Source organism: Halomonas sp. NPDC076908 (assembly GCF_050269715.1).
Taxonomy (GTDB): Bacteria; Pseudomonadota; Gammaproteobacteria; order Pseudomonadales; family Halomonadaceae; genus Vreelandella.
In genome coordinates this window covers 1-18,628 of sequence record NZ_JBNNIW010000038.1, presented here as the reverse complement: position 1 = coordinate 18,628, position 18,628 = coordinate 1, and the positions used below count along the sequence as shown (strand labels likewise).

The window sequence follows — 18,628 nt, the reverse complement described above, 5'->3', positions numbered from 1 at the left end:
CGAATGGTCAGCCAAGGCTTACTCGCGCAGGCGGTCAGGAATTTCAGCGCCCACTTCTTCAAAGTAACGCACTGCGCCCGGGTGCAGCGGCACAGGCGTGGAGCCCATGGTGAAATCAACGGTGGTGTCGTTAGCAGCCGGGTGAACGGCAATCAGCTCATCGATGTTCTCAAATAGCAGTTGAGTCAACTGATACGCCAGCTCTTCATCCATATCAGCGTTGACGACCAGAACGTTAGGAATACCGATGGTCTGAACGGCTTCGTCCATGCCGTCATACATGCCCGCTTCAAGCTCATAAGGTGCGAATACCGCTTCTACTTCCTGGGCATTGGCAATCTCTTCATCGGACAGACCAATCAGGCGAATATCGCGGGTCGCGGCAAGGTTAAGGATGGAGCTCGTTGGAGGTCCCACACTCCAGAAGCCAGCATCGATATCGCCATCGCGGATCGCATCAGCGGTTTCGTTGAAGTTCAAGCGCTGCGGGGTGAAATCGCTGTATTCAATGCCATTGGCTTCAAGCAGCGCACGGGCATTCAGCTCGGTACCACTTCCTGGCGCACCAACGGAAACGCGTTTGCCTGCTAAGTCAGCAATTGATTCGATATCGGATTCAGCCAGGGTTACCAACTGCACGGCGTTGGGATAAACCGAGGCTAGGGCACGGGTATTTTCGATCTGACGACCTTCGAAGTCACCGGTACCGGTATATGCTTGGTAAGCCGTATCTGCCAATACCAATGCTAGATCCGCGTCCCCACGCATGATCAACCCCATGTTCTCAACCGAGGCACCGGTTACTTCAGCGGTCGCCTGGGCACCTTCAATATGATTATTGATCATTTCGGCGAAACCACCACCGATGGGATAGTACACGCCGCCTGTGCCGCCGGTGGCGATAGAGAGCTGCTGGGCGCTTGCCGGCAGCGCTACCGCGAGCATAGATGCGGCGGCTGCCGTGGTGTAGAGAGAGCGTAGAGTTTTCATGAGCATTTCCTCCGTCCTGTTTGGACTTATAGGTATGGTTGACAATAAAGGAGGTGTCGAAGCCCCAACTTCTGCTTGCCATTGTAAGGCGAACCAGAAGCGGTGGAGGAGAAGTTAGCACGGCTTGTGCGTTAGATGCTAATGGCATAATTAGCGCTTAAGTAGCTTGACGGTAGGTGCAGCATTTAGGTAGTGCCGACGATAGATGCAAGAAAACAAGCTCTCCTAATAATGATGAAACCCCACACAAATGTCATACACTATGCCAAATTGTTAATATTTATTGATAATAGGCGTCAATATTTTCTCAACGCAGCTTTGTTAGAGTCTTAATTCGTCTCTTTACTCACCCAGGAGCCACACTACTATGGAGCCAGATCTCAGGGAGCCAGATTCTAAAGAGGCTAGTGCGCCACGCCAGAATCTTGCCATCAGCGCCTACCGCCAACTCAAGCATGACATTATTCGTGGTCGCTATGCTCCTGAACAGAAGCTGTTAATGAGCCGACTGAAAGAGCAATATGGCGCCAGCACCGGGCCACTGCGGGAAGCGCTTTCTCAGTTGGTAGCAGACCGCTTGGTAGTGGCAATCAGTCAGCGCGGCTACCGTGTAGCTCCCATGTCATTGGCAGAACTCAACGATATTTACGACGCCCGAGCGCAACTCGAAGGGCTGATCCTACGGCTAGCGATAGAGCGCGGTGACGATGACTGGGAAGCCACTGTTCTGGCGACGGCGCATCGGCTGTCTAAAGTGACCGACATCAATACGCCCGATGACTTGCTGGATATTTGGGATCAGCGTCATAAAGCCTTTCACACCGCCATCGCCAGTGGCTGCAACTCCCCTCACCTGCTGCAAATGCGCAATACGCTGTTTGATCAAGTAGAGCGCTACCGCCACCTTTGGTTGCAGGAAACGGTCATGTCGCCCCAGGCGCTGGAGCTTAAGCGCCAGGAGCATGCAGCGTTGGTGGATGTGATTTTAGCTCGCGATACCGCCGAAGCCGATACATTAATGCGGGACCACTTGATGACGCCGGTGCCGATTATTACCCGAGTGCTTAAAGCCCGCGGTATCGACTAAGCTTAAGTTACAGACAAATTCTGCGTTTTAAAAAAATGTAGATATTTTAAAGAAACGGCGATACATTGACTGCAAGCTATTTTGCATTTATTCCTGCCCACTATTCGAGGAATCCACGCTATGACACATTTTAACTGGGACGACCCGCTACTTCTGGAACAACAGCTCACCGATGAAGAGCGCCAGATTCGCGATGCCGCCTACGACTATTGCCAGGAAAACTTACAGCCCCGCGTACTAACGGCTTTCCGTGAAGAGCGCTTTGACCGCGAAATCATGAGCGAAATGGGTGAACTTGGCCTGCTCGGCGCAACCGTCTCCCCTGAGTACGGCGGCGCAGGCGTTAATCACGTGGCCTACGGCCTGATTGCCCGTGAAGTAGAGCGTGTGGATTCCGGCTACCGTTCGGCCATGAGCGTACAGTCATCGCTGGTGATGTACCCCATCGAGACTTACGGCTCTGAAGAGCAGAAGCAGAAATTTCTGCCTAAGCTTGCCAGCGGCGAAATGATTGGTTGCTTTGGTTTGACCGAACCCGATCACGGCTCTGATCCAGGCGGCATGATTACCCGCGCCGAAAAAGTCGACGGCGGCTACCGCCTGACCGGCGCCAAAATGTGGATCACTAACAGTCCGATTGCTGATATCGCGGTGGTCTGGGCAAAGTCAGCTGCCCACGACAATCAGATTAAAGGTTTTATCGTTGAGCGCGGCACGGAAGGTTTCACCACGCCTAAAATCGAAGGCAAGGTCTCGCTGCGCGCCTCGATTACCGGAGAGATCGTGCTGGACAACGCTTTCGTTCCTGAAGAGAACCTGCTGCCCAATGTCAGCGGTCTTAAAGGCCCGTTCGGCTGCTTGAACAAAGCACGCTACGGCATCGCCTGGGGCGTGATGGGCACCGCTGAGTTCTGCTGGCACGCGGCGCGTCAGTACACCTTAGACCGCAAGCAGTTTGGCCGCCCGCTGGCTGCCAACCAGTTGATCCAGAAAAAACTTGCCGACATGCAGACCGAAATCACGCTGGGCTTACAGGCAGCGTTGCAGGTAGGTCGGCTGATGGATAGCGGCAACTGGGCACCGGAAATGGTCTCGTTGATCAAACGTAATAACTGCGGCAAAGCGCTGGATATCGCTCGCCAGTCTCGCGATATGCACGGTGGTAACGGCGTTTCCGACGAGTACGGCGTTATTCGCCACATGGTCAACTTAGAATCAGTGAACACCTACGAAGGTACCCACGATGTACACGCGTTGATTCTTGGTCGCGCACAGACAGGTATTCAGTCGTTCTTTTAAACGTCATCAGCCAAGGAAGCATCCTTTATGAGTAATCCCCTGTTGAGTGAGCCAACCAAACCACTGGCCGGAATTAAAGTACTCGACATCTCTCGAGTACTGGCCGGGCCATGGTGCGGACAGATGCTTGCGGATATGGGGGCGGATGTGATTAAGGTAGAGCGTCCCGGAAGCGGCGATGATACCCGCCACTGGGGCCCTCCTTGGTTGACGGGCACTGAAGAGTCGGCGTACTACTTATGCGCTAACCGAGGTAAACGCTCGGTGACCGTCGATATGGCCAAGCCCGAAGGTCAGGCGGTGATCAAGCAATTGGTCGCCCAGTCCGATGTGCTGATCGAAAACTTTAAAGTCGGTGGTCTGAAACGTTATGGCCTGGATTACGCCAGTTTGAAGGCGCTGAACCCCAAGCTCATCTACTGCTCAATCACCGGTTTTGGCCAGGAAAGCCCTTACGCTCACCGGGCGGGCTATGACTTTATGATTCAGGCCATGGGCGGAATCATGAGCCTAACCGGCAAGCCCGATAGCGAACCCGGCGGCGGTCCGGTAAAAAGCGGCGTTGCGTTTACCGATATTTTCACCGGACTGTATGCAGCGAACGCAGTACTGGCAGCGCTTTATCAGCGCAGAGATAGTGGCGAGGGCTGTCATATTGATATGGCATTAATGGATGTGCAGGTGGGCGTGCTCGCCAATCAGGCGCTCAACTACCTAACCTCAGGCAATGTGCCCCAGCGGTTGGGTAACGCTCATCCCAACATCGTGCCTTATCAGGCGTTCGCCACCCAAGATGGCCATATGATTATGGCCGTCGGCAACGATGAACAGTTCAAGCGTTTTTGCACCGTGCTTGCGTTACCAGCGCTGGCAGAAGATCCGCGCTTTGCCACCAACGGGGACCGGGTAAACAACCGCGCTGTGCTCGTGCCGCAGTTGGAAGCGGCATTGGCGCAGCGCACCACTGATCATTGGCTAGCCGCCTTTGAAGCCGTGGGCGTTCCCTGTGGACCTATTAATACACTGGATCGCGTGTTCGATGACCCCCATGTAAAAGCACGCGGGCTCAAACAAACTCTGCCCCACGACCAAGCGGGCCAGGTGGATTTAGTCGCCAACCCTATTCGCTTCAACGGTCTACAAATGAGCGCAACTACCGCTCCGCCCCACCTAGGCCAACACACTGACAGCGTATTAGACGAGCTCGGCATTACGCCTGAACAGCTAGTGGCATTGCGCGCCTCGGGTGTTATTTAATCACTAGGTAAGCACCTCAATTAAGCACTATGCTGAAAGCCTATTCTTTCTCGACAGGAGTTGAGCCATGAGCAGCAATGCCGAACTGAACGAACTGAAACACAAATACGTCGCTGCTGGCGCTGCCAGCCCTGCGACAGCGTTCGCTGACCGTGCTGAAAACGCTGAAATCTGGGACGCAGATGGCAACCGCTTTATCGATTTCGCGGGTGGCATTGGCGTACTGAATGTGGGGCACCGCCATCCCAAAGTGGTCGCTGCGGTAAAAGCTCAGTTGGACAAGCTGATGCACACCTGCCAAACCGTCATGCCTTATGAAGGCTACGTGAAAGTCGCCGAAAAGCTTAGCCAGATTGTTCCTGTACGCGGCCACGCCAAAGTCATGCTGGCTAACTCGGGTGCAGAAGCACTGGAAAACGCAGTTAAGATCGCCCGCGCGGCTACCGGCCGCTCCAACGTCATCTGCTTTGATGGCGGCTACCACGGCCGTACCTTCTTTACTATGGCGATGAATGGCAAGGTAGCGCCTTACCAGAGCGACTTCGGCCCGATGCCGGGCACTGTCTTCCGCGCGCCCTACCCGGTGCCATACCATGGCGTTAGCGAAGATGAAGCCATTCGCGGCCTGAAGATGACGCTTAAAACCGATGCCAACCCCAAAGATACCGCCGCGATTGTACTTGAGCCGGTACTCGGTGAAGGCGGTTTCTACCCAGCATCGAAAAGCTTTCTGACCAAGATCCGTGAGATTTGCGATGAGCACGGCATGTTGATGATCATCGACGAAGTGCAGTCTGGCTTTGGCCGCACCGGCAAAATGTTTGCCATCGAACACAGCGGCGTTGAGCCGGATATTATGACCATGGCCAAAAGTATGGCTGATGGTATGCCGATCTCTGCAATCGTCGGTACCGACAAGGTGATGGATGCCTCGGGGCCTAATTCACTGGGCGGCACCTACACAGGTAGTCCCACCGCCTGTGCCGCAGCGCTAGCCGTAATGGAAGTGTTTGAAGAAGAGAACATTCTGGAGAAGAGCCAAGCGTTGGGCGATAAGCTGTCAAAACGCTTCAACGGGTGGTCGGAGAAATTTGAATGCATCGACCATGTGCGCAATATGGGCTCCATGGCTGCGTTTGAACTCGTCTCGAATAAAACAGACCGCGAGCCGAACGCCGAACTAGCTGCTACGCTGTGCAAGAAGGCCCGCGAAGAGGGCTTGATCCTGCTTTCCTGCGGCATGTACGGCAACACCATCCGTTTCCTGATGCCCGTCACTATCCAAGACGACGTACTCAACGAAGGGTTGGATATTATTGAGTCCTGTCTGGAGTCGCTGGTGTAACGCCAAGCTAACTAACGTTAGTGCAGACGTTGATACAGCGCCGCCCAATCGGGCGGCGTTTTGGTTTAACGAGGGCGTCGGTCGCCTTCCAAAAAATTAGCCGTAAATACCGCTTTGCCATGGGTTTCAAACGACCACTTCATAACCTCGCTTAACGCTGCCATCACGGCATCGAACTCGCCAAATACCTGCGTACTCATTCGATTTGGGTGTACTTCCAGCCCTGTTGCCTCAAGGCGCTTTACCACCTCTTTAACCACCGGCTTAAAATCATCGGCCAATGGGTAGTAGCTAAGTTGTACGGAAAGATACATAACGCCTCCTTACGCTGTGTTTGAGGGCTGGCTGGCGTTCGCCAAGCGCTGCCAGGCAGCCAAAATAGCGGCACGCGTCTCATCCGGGTGTTCCATGGGGAACATATGCGTACCGGGAACTTCGCTAACCGTTAGACCCTTTCGCTTCAAGCGTTTGATGCGTGAAGCGGTCAGCAGGTGCGACTCTTTACCCGCCACTAACTCAAGCGGCACACCCAACCGTTTCGGCAAGCGTGAAAGGTGATCGGGCAAGTGACGGAAAATCTCCACCTCAATGCGCGGATCAAAGGTAAGCTCGGCACTGCCGTCATCTAACAGACGCGTTCCTGCTTCAATGTAGTCGTTGAGCGCCTCTGGGGTAAAGCGACGAAACAGCCCCCGGCGACCCAACGAGCTAGCCATTACCTCGCGGCTCGGCCATACACTTCGCCGCCCCAAGGTTTTACCGGCGGGGGTTACCCGATCAATAAAGCCAAAACGCTTGGCGGCTTTCATCGCCCAGGCATCCGACCCCAGCATCAGCGGGGGATCAAGCATAATCACCCCACAGAAGCGCTCTGGCTGTTTGTCGGCGGCCATAGCCATGAGCGTGCCGCCCAACGAATGCCCAACACCCAACAACGGCTTATCGCTTTCGGGGAGGTAGCTCAGCAGCTCGTCCACTAAGTTGCCCCAGTTGTGATTGACGGGGTAATCCGGGTGATGGCCCAAGCGATCCAAAGGGTGGAGATCAAACATCTCTGCCAGCGGATCCAGGAGGCTGCGATAGCTTAACCCTGGAAAACCATTGGCATGGGCAAACACTAAACGGGGGCGTGAAGCAGCATCAGCAGACATAGCGGGCTCGTGGGTGACCAAACGGTAAATGAATAACTCAAACTATCATACGTCTGTTTTAGCGTGCCCCCGGCACGGGGTCAATCAGGCGAAGGGTTAACAGGCTAATTAAAACAGCGGCAATTGATGTTCTTGCGTGTTCTCCGCCAGCCGGTACCCTACTCCCAACAGACGCACTGGCCGCTCCCCCCTGGCCCAACCGACATTGAGCAACGTTTCAAACTGTTCAAGGTTAGGCGAGGGGTCGGCGTGTTCGACGGTGGTTTGGGTGAAGTCGTTAAACTTCACTTTTACGATCAGCCCGCGCACTGCCAGGGGTGGGTCAAGGCGTGCGTAGCGCTGCTCCAAATCGTCAATCAGCGCCGGTAGCTCACTACGGCAGGCATCAAGGGAGGGTAAATCCTGAGCGTAGGTCTGCTCGGTGCTAATCGACTTACGCTCGCGGTGGGTTTTCACCGGGCGTTCATCGCGGCCCCAGCTTAGTTCATACAGGCGCTTGCCAAAGCGGCCAAAGTGCTCGACCAGTTCCGTCAGCGAGCGGGTACGTAGATCAGCGCAGGTATGAATGTCCAGCCCCGCCAATTTTTCTGCTGTGCGGGGGCCAACGCCGTGAATTTTTTTCACCGACAGCAGCTGCACAAAGCTATCGACTTTATCCGGCGTAATCACGCACAGGCCGTCGGGCTTGTTCCAGTCGCTGGCAATTTTGGCTAGAAACTTGTTGGGCGCTACGCCCGCTGAAACAGTGATACCCACTTCGCGGCTGACCCGCTCGCGGATCGCTTCAGCCATTAGCGTGGCACTGCCGTGATGTAGCGTCACCTCCGAAACATCCAGAAAGGCTTCATCCAGGGAGAGCGGTTCAATCAGCTCAGTCACATCACGATAAATCGCGAAGACTTGGCGGGCGACCTCTTTGTATTTGGCCATGTCGCCGCGGATTACGGTGAGATGCGGGCAGCGCTTCAGCGCTTGGCCCATGGGCATCGCCGAGTGAATGCCAAACTCGCGGGCAGGATAGTTACAGGTAGCGACCACGCCGCGCTGCTCGACACTGCCGCCGATGGCAATGGGTATATCCCGCAGTGCGGGGTTATCGCGCATCTCCACTGCGGCGTAAAAACAGTCACAGTCGCAGTGAATGATCTTGCGCACTGGCCACCTTTATTAACTGTAAAAAACCACAGTTTATCACAGCATTAGGTGCCGCAGAACGTCCGCAGCACTTGTTCGTTGCCCGTAGCGGGCGCCGCCAAACGACGCGCCTCGACAGACTCATCAAACGGCTTTGTAACAACCGATAACAGGGTATGGAAAGGTACAAAATCACCTTTGTAAGCGGCATCGATGACTTCTTGAACCCGGTGGTTGCGGGGAATAATCACCGGATTGGCGCGCCGCATGGCGACAAAGCGTTCGCTGTTTTGACTGGCTATCTGCGCCTGCTGCCAGGTATCTATCCACGCGGTTAACTCGTTAGGCTGAGTCGTCAGCGCCAGCAGCGACTCGCGGTGCTCATCACTCGGCGAGGAAGCGTATTGCGTGAGCGCATCAAAGGTGGCGATCATATCCATTCGCCCCTGATGCATCTGGCTTTCTAAGCCTTCCATTAGCGCTTCGGCTTGGGGGCTTTCCGCCGCTAAACCGAGTTTATCGGCATGCAAGCGGAGTTGCTCGACGCTGAACAGCGTATCGAAGCGGCGAATGGCATTAGTGGCCTGCTCTACCACCGCCTCGCCCTCTTCACGCATCAGCGGCAGCAGCGTTTCGGCAAAGCGGGCCAGATTCCACTGGGCGATCGCTGGCTGGTTGGCAAAGGCGTAGCGGCGGCCTTGATCGATGGAGCTGTACACCTTCTGCGGATCGAACTGCTCCATAAATGCGCAGGGGCCGTAATCGATGGTTTCACCGGCAATACTGCAGTTATCGGTATTCATTACACCGTGGATAAAGCCGACGCTCATCCAGCGGGCGATCAGTTCGGCTTGGCGAGCCACCACTGCCTCAAGCAGTGCCAAATAGGGGTCTTCTGCGTTAGCGGCCTCTGGGTAGTGGCGCTCGATCACATGATCCGCTAGCGCTTTTAGCAATGCTTCATCTCGGCGCGCGGCAGCGAATTGGAACGTGCCCACGCGGATATGACTGCTCGCCACACGAGTAAATACGGCACCGGGCTCGGCCATTTGCCGTATCACTCGCTCGCCGCTGGTGACGGCCGCAAGGGCTCGGGTGGTGGGAATGCCCATCGCCGCCATGAACTCACTCACCAGGTACTCACGCAACACCGGGCCTAGCGGTGAACGACCATCGCCACCGCGGGAAAATGGCGTGCGACCGCTGCCTTTCAATTGAACATCGCGGCGCATCCCGTTCTGGTCGATCACTTCGCCCAGCAGCAGCGCACGGCCATCGCCCAGTTGTGGCACGAAGTTGCCGAACTGGTGGCCTGCGTAACCTAATGCGCCTGGCTTGGCATCGGGCATAGGCTGGTTGCCGCTAAACCACTCAGCAAGCGTGGCGGGATTAGGAATCTCTTGAGCGCCCAGCTCATGGGCAAGCGGCGCATTGAACGCGATCAGCTCCGGGCTGACCACAGGCGTTGCTTGGGTGGCAACCCACAAGGGTTCAGGCAAGGTGGAATAGAGATGTTCGAATGGCAGCACGATAGGCTCCGCTTTTAGTGGCAATGACTATCTAATACCCTAGCATTCTACTCAACTAAACGCCGAGGCGATGTTGCCAAACATGCCAAATGTTAAAGAAAGCGGTTTAACGCCACTCCCAAGGGATTTTTATAATCGCGATACCCTAGAGGTCGCCAGAGACATGCTGGGCTGCTGGCTGGTGCGTGAACATAACGGCGAGCAAATGGCAGCAAGAATTGTTGAGACCGAGGCCTATTGCGGCGCTGAAGACACCGCCTGCCACGCCTACCGCCGCCGCTCGCCACGAACAGAGGCGATGTTCGGGCCAGCGGGCCACGCCTATGTGTATCTGGTTTACGGCATGCACTGGCTGCTGAACGTAGTGACTGGGCCGGAAGGCGCGCCCTGCGCGGTATTGATTCGTGCGGTAGAACCCACCGCCAACGAGGCCGCCATGCGCGCTATTCGTCAGGCAACGGGCAAACAACTCAGCAATGGCCCCGGCAAGCTCACGCGCGCTTTAACGATTGATAAAGCGCTGTATGGCCATGATATGACCCAGGGTGACAAGCTCTGGATTAGCGCAGCAACCCACGACGACTCAATCGTCAGCGGCCCACGTGTAGGTATCGATTACGCCCAGCCCGAACACCGTTATGCTCCCTGGCGGCTTTGGTTGGAAGATAATGCATGGGTATCGAAAGCACCCTGATACCGGCAACTAAGCGTGTTCTAAACAGCGAACGGCCTGCTCGAGCACCGGCGTCAACGGCGCACGCCACTGGTGGGTTAACAGCGCATCCGCCCTGGTGACGCCGAGCGACAGCGATGCCAGCGGCATTCCCCGCTCATGGGCGGCGCGGCAAAAACGGTAGCCGGAAAACACCATCAACGAAGTACCCACGGCCAGCACCGCATCCGCCTCGGCCAGCGCGACCTGCGCTGCCAGCCGCCGTTCGGCAGGGACTACATCGCCGTAGAACACCACATCGGGCTTTAAGATACCGCTACAGCGCGGGCAGTCGAAAATGCGGAAGCTGCTAAAATCGGTTTCTAGATCGGCGTCGCCATCCGGAGCGTGACCGGCCTGCAAACCAGCAAAAGCGGAGTTCATTCGTGCCATTTCGGCATGCATTGCGTGGCGCATCATTTGATAATCGCACACCATGCACTTCACTATATCCGCCCGGCCATGCAGATCAATCACACGGAGGGAGCCGGCTCGCTGGTGCAAACGGTCGACGTTTTGAGTCACCAACTGCTGGATATAGCCTTGGGATTCAAGCGTGGCTAATGCCCGGTGCGCGCCGCTCGCCTGGGCTTCGCGCATCGCGCTAAAGCCGATCAATGCCCGCGCCCAGTAACGCTGGCGCACCGGGAAGGAGCCCATAAAATCGCCATGCTGCACCGGTGGCGGCCGCTTCCATTGACCATCCGCATCGCGATAGTCTGGAATACCGCTGTCGGTACTCACACCGGCACCAGTAATCACCCACAGTTTAGGGTGCTGCTGAATAAACGCCGCCAGTTCCTCACCCGCCTGGGCGACGTTATTTGCTATTTCCACGGCCTGCGTCAATCGTTCACCTCTAGGCAATCCTGCTCAAACTCAACGATACTGTATGACAAGCAACGCCTGCGCAATGCGCAAAAGCACCTCATTTTAAGGAGCATATGATGCAACAGTCTGAGCAACACGACCATGATGTCATCATTGTCGGCGGCGGCATGGTTGGCGCCGCACTGGCGGCGCGCTTGGGCCATACGGGCTTCTCCGTGGGTTTGGTTGAGCAAGGCGATGCCCCCACCCCACCTAGCGGCGATTATGACCTGCGCATCTCATCACTCAATGCGCGCTCGCTGGCATTTATCAAGGCAAGCGGCACCACCCTGCCGGAAGAGCGTTGCTGCCCGTTTCGCCATATCGATGTTTCCAACCAGGATGGCACCGGCCACTCGCTGTTCTCCGCTGAAGATAGCGGCATGAAAGACTTCGGCATCTTTATCGAAAACCGTGCCCTGCAGTATGCGTTATGGCAGCGCATAGAACAGCTGCCCAGCGTTACCTGCTACACCCAGTGTGCGCCGTTAAGCACAGTCTCGGCGACGAACCGCCGCCTACTGGAACTGGATAACGGCAAAACCTTAAGCGCCCGCCTGATTGTCGGAGCCGATGGAGCGAACTCGACGCTGCGCGCGCTGGCCGGTATTAGCGTGACCAGCTACGACTATCATCAGCGTGCGATGATCATTAACGTGGAAACCGAACTACCCCAGCAGGATGTCAGCTGGCAGGTCTTTACCCCCAGTGGCCCCATTGCCATGCTGCCCCTGCCCGGCCATCGCGCCTCCTTGGTGTGGTATGACCGCGACGAGACGACCAAAGCCCGAGAACAGCTTGACGATGAGACGCTTAAAACAGCCATCGAAATGGCCTTTCCTAAACGCCTGGGCAACCTTATCCGCATCGTCGCCCGGGCAAGCTTTCCCATCAAGCGCCAGCACGCCCAGCGCTATATCGGCAAGCGCCTGGCGCTGATTGGTGATGCCGCCCATGTGGTGCACCCGTTGGCAGGCCAGGGGTTGAATATCGGCCTTCACGACGCCGATACCCTTGCCGAGATCATCGTCAAAGGTCGCGACCCAGGTGACCCGATTGACCTACTCCGCTTTGAGTGCCAGCGACGCGCGGCCAACCAAGCAATGATCGCCGCCACTGATACTTTTCATCACCTGTTTACCGGCTCGAAACCGCTACGCCAATTAGGTGATTTAAGCCTACAGCTTGCCGAACGCTTCCCGTTCGCCAAGCGCATGATGATGCAGCAAGCCAATGGGTTGAATCCGTTTAAAATGTTTTAGAACCGACTACGCTGAGAGGGTGGCTACTGCCTGTGGCCTAAAACAATCACAATAAACCCCCATTAAAGGCAACCCTATGGCATCTACACGACACTCGCTGTTTAAAGCAACGCTATGTTCCGGCCTTGGCCTTCTGATGGCCTCCCCGCTCTGGGCCTGGGATGGCATCGTTGAGAAACAAACCTTCGAAATAGACAGCTTCACTACCCAAAGCGGCGAGACGATTCCCAACGTCACGGTGGGCTGGGAAGCTTACGGCGAGCTCAACGACGCCCGCAATAATGTCATTCTGATTACCCATTTTTTCTCAGGTACCAGCCATGCGGCAGGCCGCTATGACCCTGATGGCGAGCCGACCGGCTACTGGGATGCGATCATTGGCCCAGGCAAGCCGCTGGATACCGATGAGTACTACATTATCTCCTCGGATACGCTGGTCAACCTCGGTGCCAATGACGCCAATGTCATCACCACCGGGCCCGCTTCCATTAATCCTGACACCGACGAACCCTGGGGAATGGACTTTCCGGTTGTGACTATTCGTGACTTTGTCGAGGTACAGCGCGAGCTGTTAGAGAGCCAAGGCATTGAATCGCTGCATGCAGTAATGGGTGCTTCAATGGGCGCGCTACAGGCCATTGAATGGGCCAGCGCCTACCCTGACCGAGTCGAACGGCTAATCTCAGTGATTGGCGGCGGCGTTGCCGACCCCTGGCTACTAGCCACGCTAAGCGCCTGGGCCGCACCCATTCGCCTGGATGCCAACTGGAACGAAGGCGACTACTACGATGGCGAGCCGCCCACCGATGGCCTAAAGGAAGCGCTTAAGCTAGTCACGCTTAACGCCAACCACTGGCAGTGGGCCAACGAGACTTTTAATCGCGACTGGGCTGACGAAGCGCGTGATCCCGCGCAGGATATCAACGCCCGCTACGCGATCGAGCAAACGTTGGATGACGTGGCCGCCGCCCGTGCAGAACTATCTGATGCCAACCACCTACTCTACCTAGTGCGCGCCAACCAAACCTTTATGGCGGGCCACGGCGATTCGTTAGAGGAAGGACTTGCCGCCATCGGAGCACCGACCCTGATGCTGTATAGCGAAAACGATCTTGTCTTCGCTCCCCAAGGCGTGCGTCGCACCGCCGAGCTGATTGAAGCAGACGGCACCGACGTGACGGTTGAAACCCTGGAAGGCAATCGAGGCCACTTGGATGGCGTGCTATCCATTGACCAGGCGAGTGATACGTTGCGGGCGTTTTTGCAGTAAACGGGGAGCGCTGGCTTTTAGACTAAAGCCAGCGCTATTTAGGCGGCTTCGAAATCCAAAGGGTGAAGATCGTCCAAATTAATTGTGCTACGAGCCATCCATAAATCATACGTATCCTGCATTCCTAGCCAGCTCTCCGGGCTACGCCCAAGAACCTTCGACAAACGCAAAGACATTTCGGGGCTAATACCGCTTTCCCCTTTAAGCAACCGTGAAAGCGTAGAGGGTGAAACACCCAAACTGGAAGCAAGCTGGCGGGAGCTGATGCCAAAGGGCACTAGGTAAACATCCCGAATAAATTCGCCGGGATGCGGTGGGTTATGCATCGTCATTAGTGATAATCCTCATAATCAAGAATGTAAGCGTTGCCGTCCCGAAATTCGAACGTCATGCGCCAATTTCCATTGATCCAAATCGACCCACGCTCTTTGTCTTTCCCCTTCAACGGATGCAACCGAAAGCCGGGGATATCCATGTCTTCCACTGAAATAGCCGTATCCAGAGCAGCAAGCTGCATACGCAACTTCTTAGCGTGATCTGCCTGTATGCCAGCAGTGCTGCCACTAGCGTAGAACCGTTTCAGTCCTTTGTGACGGAATGATTTAATCATGCGAATATTGTAGCGTGTTGCGCACTGAGCAACAATAAAAATTAAGCTCAGATTAAAAGCAACGTTTTGAAGTAAAGCCAGCGCAAGTACAGCTGGCCATATTTAAAGTTTTAGCCGCTTGAATGCGCACCACCATGCGCATATTCTTTCTTTATGCTTATGACATTTACAGGGGGCTGCAATGGCCGCGTTATATAACACCGCAGCACCGAAAAAAGCCGCAAATTTATCAGTTAACAGCGACTTGCTTCAAAAATCTCGCGCTTTGAATATTAATCTCTCGGCTACACTAGAACGCGCATTGAGAGAAGAGTTAGCAAAATGCGAGGCTTCCCAGTGGGTTGAAGAAAATCGAGCTGCAATCACAAGCTACAACGAATTTGTCGAGCAGCATGGCTGCTTCGGTGACGAATTTCGGGAGTTTTGATGGCTCAGTTCGATGTTTACCCTAACCCCAGCAAGACCAGCAGAGCGTATTATCCCTACTTGGTGGATATTCAAAGTAGCCTACTCACGGATCTGGCAACCCGCATCGTGATCCCATTGGGCAATCGAACTGCTTTTGGTGGCAACGCCATGCAGGGCCTCACGCCGGAAATAACGTTCAACGGCCAGGAGCTGTTGTTACTGACACCGCAGATCTCATCAGTACCAGAGAAACATATCAAAACCCCCGTCGGTACCCTTTCACATTTTAGGAGCCAGATTGTAGATGCGCTTGATCTCGCCGTTACTGGTATTTAACGAAGCTGTAGAGAAAACCAATTTCGAGCTACCTCTACCGCCTGCTGTCTTAATTTATTTTCCCAAACTGATGCTGCAGCCCGATTCTGATGTCGTCTTAACCACGTAGTGCGCCCACTATTGCTTTTGAAAGACACTTAAAGCTTTTGAAGGGTATTAATAATAATGTAAGTACCCAGAATCAGAAGTGAAATAAAGAATACGTTGCGGAACACCTTCTCGGATAAGCGTTCTCTAATTCGCTGACCAATAACCATACCAGCGAGCGCGGGCAGCACCGCCACTGCCGACATTACGCCCGTTTGGAGTGTCAAGAAATTGGCTTGTTGCAATGCTGCCGCGAGAGCCACCGTGGAGACCATAAATAGCATGCCCATCGCTTGAATCAGCATGTTCCGCGGAAGGCCAATGGCCTGAAGAAACATCACGCCCGGCACAGCAAATGACCCCGTCATTCCGGTAAGCACCCCATTCGCAGAGCCGATTAACGGCCCTGCCCAAACCTCATGGCGGCGTGGTACAACAATCTTGAACCCGGCCAGGTTCACGACCGCGTAAATAATCAGCAAACTGCCCAGGAGCGCCGTCAGATACGTGAGATTGACGCGCGTCAGTGCCGCCGCACCAATCCAGACAGTAAGGGCGGCCATCGCCAGAAATGGCCAAATTCGAACCAATATTGCTCTTGCGTTTCCGCCCACCATTGACTGCCAAATGTTTGTAACAAATGAGGGAATAAGCATCAGCGCCATGGCGGTTGGCAAATCCAGCGCAACGGTTAGCAGCGCCAGGCTAACCGGCGGGAGTCCAAGACCAATGACGCCCTTAACGCTTCCCGCAATCAAGAACGTACCCGCCACTACTAACAGTAATGCAAAATCAACCATGTCTTTCTCCGATACATTGCCCGCAATGCCTTGCCGCAACGCCTTCTCACCGTTGTCGCCATCGAGCGTCTACGGCGCGGATTCATAGCTGATCAAATCGACTTCCGCTGCCTGGATCCGCAGCGGAATGAGTTGCTGATAAGCATCGGAGTGGAACCACTCGTCAACAGCCTCAATATCAGGAAAGCGAATAACCACCGTATCAGTATGATGGTGCTCTCCGCCTAACACGGCCTTTCGCTGCCCCCTCAGCACTAGCTCGCCCCCAAATGGCACTATCGTCGCGGGAACCCCACGCTTGTACTCAGCCCATTTCTCCGCATCTTTCACGCTGATGTGACCAATCACATAACCCGCCATCAATACTCTCCTGATCGAACAACCACCACCGCTGGTGACCAAACCGGCGTGAAGCGGAGATTGTGCACCCGTTACATGACTGGGTGATGAGCAACTAACGCTATCCTCATTTCAGGTCGGCGCCTATAGGACTAGCGGTTGGTGTTCTCATCGGCCACCTGACGAAGCGCATCGACCAGAACATCGGCGGGCTGGGCACCCGAGATTAGGTAGCGTCCATCGAGAATAAATGCCGGTACGGCGTTTACCCCTGCCTCCATGAAGCGCTGTTCTGCTGCTCGCACTTCGTCTGCGTACTGATCGGAGCGGGCGATGGCCTCGGCGGTATCACCGTCCAGCCCAACCTCAATGGCCTTCTCGCGAAGCACCTCTGGGTCGGCGGGGTTTTTCGCCTCACCGAAGTAGGCCTCGAACAGTGCCAGTTGCAGGGCTGTCTCTTGGTTTTGCGTTCCGGCCCACGCCAGCACGCGGTGGGCAGCGAAGGTATTGTTCGCCCGACGCTCCAGGGCACCCCGGAAATTCAGCCCAAGCTCTTCGGCGGCGGCCATAATCTCGCGCTGGGACTGCTCCATGCTGGCAGCGTCCTTACCGTACTTGCGGCACAAGTGCTCCAGGATCGGCTCGCCCTCGGGCGGCATATCGCGGTTCAGCTCAAAAGGCTGCCAGACCAGCTCAACGTCGATTTCACCATCGAGAGTCTCTAACGCTTGCTCCAAGCGTCGATAGCCAATCGCACACCACGGGCAGGCCACATCGGACACTAGGTCAATTCTTACCTTTTGCATTTTGTATATCCCTTCGACATATCCCAAAATTCGATCAAACTACTAAAGAAAGCATGTTACGTGTATATCGTGAGTAACGGCAGTACTGGTAAGGAGACCGCCATGGAAAAAGCAGCGGTGTTTAAAAGTAACCGAAGTGAAGCGTGGGACAGCTGGTTTGATGGCGAAAGTGTCACTGAAGACTTTATGAGTAAACGCGAGCAGCCTAAAGAACAGGAACGCGAGGCGTTTTGATTCTGAAGTAACTGCTTTCTAGCAGCAGTGTTAGGTCGATACATAGGAAATATACGAGAAAGCTATCCGCCCACCACCTCAGCAAAGTGGCCCGCTTTATCCAAGGTGTATTCGCCAAAATCCCGCGCCAGGTAAAGCGAACCTGAATAGACACGCTGGGCCTCTTTGCGGATGTCCTCAATGGAAGGCGAGGCAAGGGGGTGGAGCTGATAACGGGGGCTAAAGTGCGTCAGCACCAAGTTGGGTAGCTGTACCGATTCGGCAAACGCGGCGACAAGCTTGGCGTAGCTATGCCCCACATCACCGGCCTTCTGAGCCATCTCCTCGGTGTAGGTGGCTTCATGCACCAGCACCTGGGCGCCCGCGCAGGCATCAAACAACAAGTCAGGCTGGTCATTGTCCCCAGCAACCACCACTTTTCTCGGTTTGTGTTTGAAGATCAGGTAGTCATGGCTTTTTAAAAGCTCACCCTCAAACTCAACATCAAACCCTTGCTTCAACTGACCCCACAATGGCCCTCTCGGAATCCCCTTCTGCGCTAGCTTATCTACGTCCAAAGCGGCGTCGACCTTTGTCTCCGTAAACCCATAAGCATAGGACGGCGCACGGTGTGAAAGTCTGAACGTGGTAACCGTGATGCTCTCAAACTCAACGCTGGGCAGCTCGTCCGAGTCGATAAACTCCAGTGCAAAAGGTAAACATAGCTGCGTGGCCTCACAGGTGGTATCCAACCACGCCTTGATGCCTGCAGGCGCCACAATGGTCAGCGGCGCTTTCCGGCCACCCATTCCCGCACTCGCCAGTATGCCCGGCAGCCCATAGCAGTGGTCGCCGTGTACGTGGGTAATAAAGATGGCTTTCAGTGAATGGAACGACAGCTTCGTGTGCAACACCTGATGCTGGGTGCCCTCGCCGCAATCGATCAGGTACCAGCCCTTCCCCTTGCTCTCTCGTAAGGCGAGCCCGGAGACGTTTCTGGTTTTGGTGGGTACGCCGGCGGAGGTGCCTAGGTTCTGTCTGAAAAGTCATAAATGTTACGCTCTCTCTGTTCATTGAGCAGGAGGGCGATATGACAGGCCGTTACGAGCTTTCTGATCAGCGT

General features: G+C 55.2%; 20 protein-coding genes and 2 pseudogenes. 10 read left to right on the top strand and 12 right to left on the bottom strand.

The genetic code is table 11. From position 1 onward, the window contains the following. Positions 1–18: 18 nt before the first annotated feature. Positions 19–990: a TAXI family TRAP transporter solute-binding subunit gene (locus tag ACQKE4_RS17330; protein ID WP_427389538.1), complete on the bottom strand. Its 972-nt coding sequence runs from the start codon at positions 988–990 to the stop codon at positions 19–21. 367 nt (positions 991–1,357) lie between these two features. On the opposite strand from ACQKE4_RS17330, the gene csiR reads away from it, so the two are divergent. From csiR to gabT, 4 genes are all read left to right on the top strand, one after another. Beyond that, a complete protein-coding gene (csiR, locus tag ACQKE4_RS17325; protein ID WP_427389537.1) occupies positions 1,358–2,077 on the top strand; it encodes a DNA-binding transcriptional regulator CsiR in 720 nt (239 codons plus the stop codon). 120 nt (positions 2,078–2,197) lie between these two features. Next, positions 2,198–3,376, top strand: a complete 1,179-nt coding sequence (locus ACQKE4_RS17320; RefSeq protein WP_240717117.1) for an acyl-CoA dehydrogenase — start codon at positions 2,198–2,200, stop codon at positions 3,374–3,376. A gap of 27 nt (positions 3,377–3,403) precedes the next feature. Then, entirely contained in the window at positions 3,404–4,633 is a 1,230-nt protein-coding gene (locus tag ACQKE4_RS17315; RefSeq protein WP_427389536.1) for a CaiB/BaiF CoA transferase family protein, read from the top strand. A 67-nt stretch (positions 4,634–4,700) separates the two neighbouring features. Next, positions 4,701–5,978: a 4-aminobutyrate--2-oxoglutarate transaminase gene (gene gabT / locus ACQKE4_RS17310; protein ID WP_427389535.1), complete on the top strand. Its 1,278-nt coding sequence runs from the start codon at positions 4,701–4,703 to the stop codon at positions 5,976–5,978. Positions 5,979–6,043: 65 nt separating this feature from the next. Here gabT and ACQKE4_RS17305 read toward each other — a convergent pair whose 3' ends face one another. The 4 genes and pseudogenes from ACQKE4_RS17305 to ACQKE4_RS17290 form a co-directional block, all read right to left on the bottom strand. Then, positions 6,044–6,292, bottom strand: a complete 249-nt coding sequence (locus ACQKE4_RS17305; RefSeq protein WP_113268657.1) for a YkoF family thiamine/hydroxymethylpyrimidine-binding protein — start codon at positions 6,290–6,292, stop codon at positions 6,044–6,046. Between the two features lie 129 nt (positions 6,293–6,421). Beyond that, a pseudogene (locus ACQKE4_RS17300) lies at positions 6,422–7,129 on the bottom strand (alpha/beta fold hydrolase); the annotation flags it as partial. 108 nt (positions 7,130–7,237) lie between these two features. Then, positions 7,238–8,284 carry a DNA polymerase IV gene (gene dinB, locus ACQKE4_RS17295; protein WP_427389534.1) on the bottom strand — a complete coding sequence of 349 codons (1,047 nt, stop codon included), beginning with the start codon at positions 8,282–8,284 and terminating at the stop codon, positions 7,238–7,240. Between the two features lie 44 nt (positions 8,285–8,328). Then, positions 8,329–9,792, bottom strand: coding sequence for a protein adenylyltransferase SelO (locus tag ACQKE4_RS17290; protein ID WP_427389533.1), 1,464 nt, complete (start codon positions 9,790–9,792; stop codon positions 8,329–8,331). 82 nt (positions 9,793–9,874) lie between these two features. Here ACQKE4_RS17290 and ACQKE4_RS17285 point away from each other — a divergent pair, with 82 nt between their 5' ends. Beyond that, complete coding sequence (locus ACQKE4_RS17285) at positions 9,875–10,486, top strand: DNA-3-methyladenine glycosylase (protein WP_427389532.1); 612 nt, start codon at positions 9,875–9,877, stop codon at positions 10,484–10,486. Positions 10,487–10,495: 9 nt separating this feature from the next. On the opposite strand, the gene ACQKE4_RS17280 is transcribed toward ACQKE4_RS17285, so the two are convergent. Next, positions 10,496–11,353, bottom strand: coding sequence for an NAD-dependent protein deacetylase (locus tag ACQKE4_RS17280; protein ID WP_427389531.1), 858 nt, complete (start codon positions 11,351–11,353; stop codon positions 10,496–10,498). Between the two features lie 98 nt (positions 11,354–11,451). Between ACQKE4_RS17280 and ACQKE4_RS17275 the strand changes: the two genes are divergently transcribed. Together ACQKE4_RS17275 and ACQKE4_RS17270 are read left to right on the top strand one after the other, a co-directional pair. Then, positions 11,452–12,636, top strand: coding sequence for a UbiH/UbiF/VisC/COQ6 family ubiquinone biosynthesis hydroxylase (locus ACQKE4_RS17275; protein ID WP_427389551.1), 1,185 nt, complete (start codon positions 11,452–11,454; stop codon positions 12,634–12,636). A 76-nt stretch (positions 12,637–12,712) separates the two neighbouring features. Then, entirely contained in the window at positions 12,713–13,906 is a 1,194-nt protein-coding gene (locus ACQKE4_RS17270; protein ID WP_427389530.1) for an E22 family MetX-like putative esterase, read from the top strand. A 38-nt stretch (positions 13,907–13,944) separates the two neighbouring features. Here ACQKE4_RS17270 and ACQKE4_RS17265 read toward each other — a convergent pair whose 3' ends face one another. Together ACQKE4_RS17265 and ACQKE4_RS17260 are read right to left on the bottom strand one after the other, a co-directional pair. Further along, the gene (locus ACQKE4_RS17265; protein WP_427389529.1) at positions 13,945–14,238 is read right to left on the bottom strand and encodes a HigA family addiction module antitoxin; all 294 of its coding nucleotides are present in this window, start codon (positions 14,236–14,238) and stop codon (positions 13,945–13,947) included. Further along, positions 14,238–14,516, bottom strand: a complete 279-nt coding sequence (locus tag ACQKE4_RS17260) for a type II toxin-antitoxin system RelE/ParE family toxin (protein WP_427389528.1) — start codon at positions 14,514–14,516, stop codon at positions 14,238–14,240. The genes ACQKE4_RS17265 and ACQKE4_RS17260 overlap by 1 nt, the downstream gene beginning before the upstream one ends. 181 nt (positions 14,517–14,697) lie before the next feature. Here ACQKE4_RS17260 and ACQKE4_RS17255 point away from each other — a divergent pair, with 181 nt between their 5' ends. Both ACQKE4_RS17255 and ACQKE4_RS17250 read left to right on the top strand, forming a co-directional pair. Then, positions 14,698–14,943, top strand: a complete 246-nt coding sequence (locus ACQKE4_RS17255) for a type II toxin-antitoxin system CcdA family antitoxin (protein ID WP_074397356.1) — start codon at positions 14,698–14,700, stop codon at positions 14,941–14,943. Then, on the top strand, positions 14,943–15,260 hold the full coding sequence (locus tag ACQKE4_RS17250) for a CcdB family protein (RefSeq protein WP_427389527.1): 318 nt from the start codon (positions 14,943–14,945) through the stop codon (positions 15,258–15,260). Before ACQKE4_RS17255 ends, ACQKE4_RS17250 begins: the two co-directional genes overlap by 1 nt. Positions 15,261–15,397: 137 nt before the next feature. On the opposite strand, the gene ACQKE4_RS17245 is transcribed toward ACQKE4_RS17250, so the two are convergent. From ACQKE4_RS17245 to ACQKE4_RS17235, 3 genes are all read right to left on the bottom strand, one after another. Next, positions 15,398–16,147: a sulfite exporter TauE/SafE family protein gene (locus tag ACQKE4_RS17245; RefSeq protein WP_427389526.1), complete on the bottom strand. Its 750-nt coding sequence runs from the start codon at positions 16,145–16,147 to the stop codon at positions 15,398–15,400. Between the two features lie 69 nt (positions 16,148–16,216). After that, positions 16,217–16,507, bottom strand: a complete 291-nt coding sequence (locus tag ACQKE4_RS17240) for a DUF1330 domain-containing protein (RefSeq protein WP_427389525.1) — start codon at positions 16,505–16,507, stop codon at positions 16,217–16,219. Between the two features lie 131 nt (positions 16,508–16,638). Continuing rightward, positions 16,639–17,292 carry a DsbA family oxidoreductase gene (locus ACQKE4_RS17235; protein ID WP_427389524.1) on the bottom strand — a complete coding sequence of 218 codons (654 nt, stop codon included), beginning with the start codon at positions 17,290–17,292 and terminating at the stop codon, positions 16,639–16,641. A 102-nt stretch (positions 17,293–17,394) separates the two neighbouring features. Between ACQKE4_RS17235 and ACQKE4_RS17230 the strand changes: the two genes are divergently transcribed. Next, on the top strand, positions 17,395–17,526 hold the full coding sequence (locus ACQKE4_RS17230) for a hypothetical protein (protein WP_427389523.1): 132 nt from the start codon (positions 17,395–17,397) through the stop codon (positions 17,524–17,526). Between the two features lie 62 nt (positions 17,527–17,588). Here ACQKE4_RS17230 and ACQKE4_RS17225 read toward each other — a convergent pair. Then, positions 17,589–18,536 (bottom strand): annotated as a pseudogene (locus ACQKE4_RS17225) (ribonuclease Z); the annotation flags it as partial. Positions 18,537–18,628: the final 92 nt, after the last annotated feature.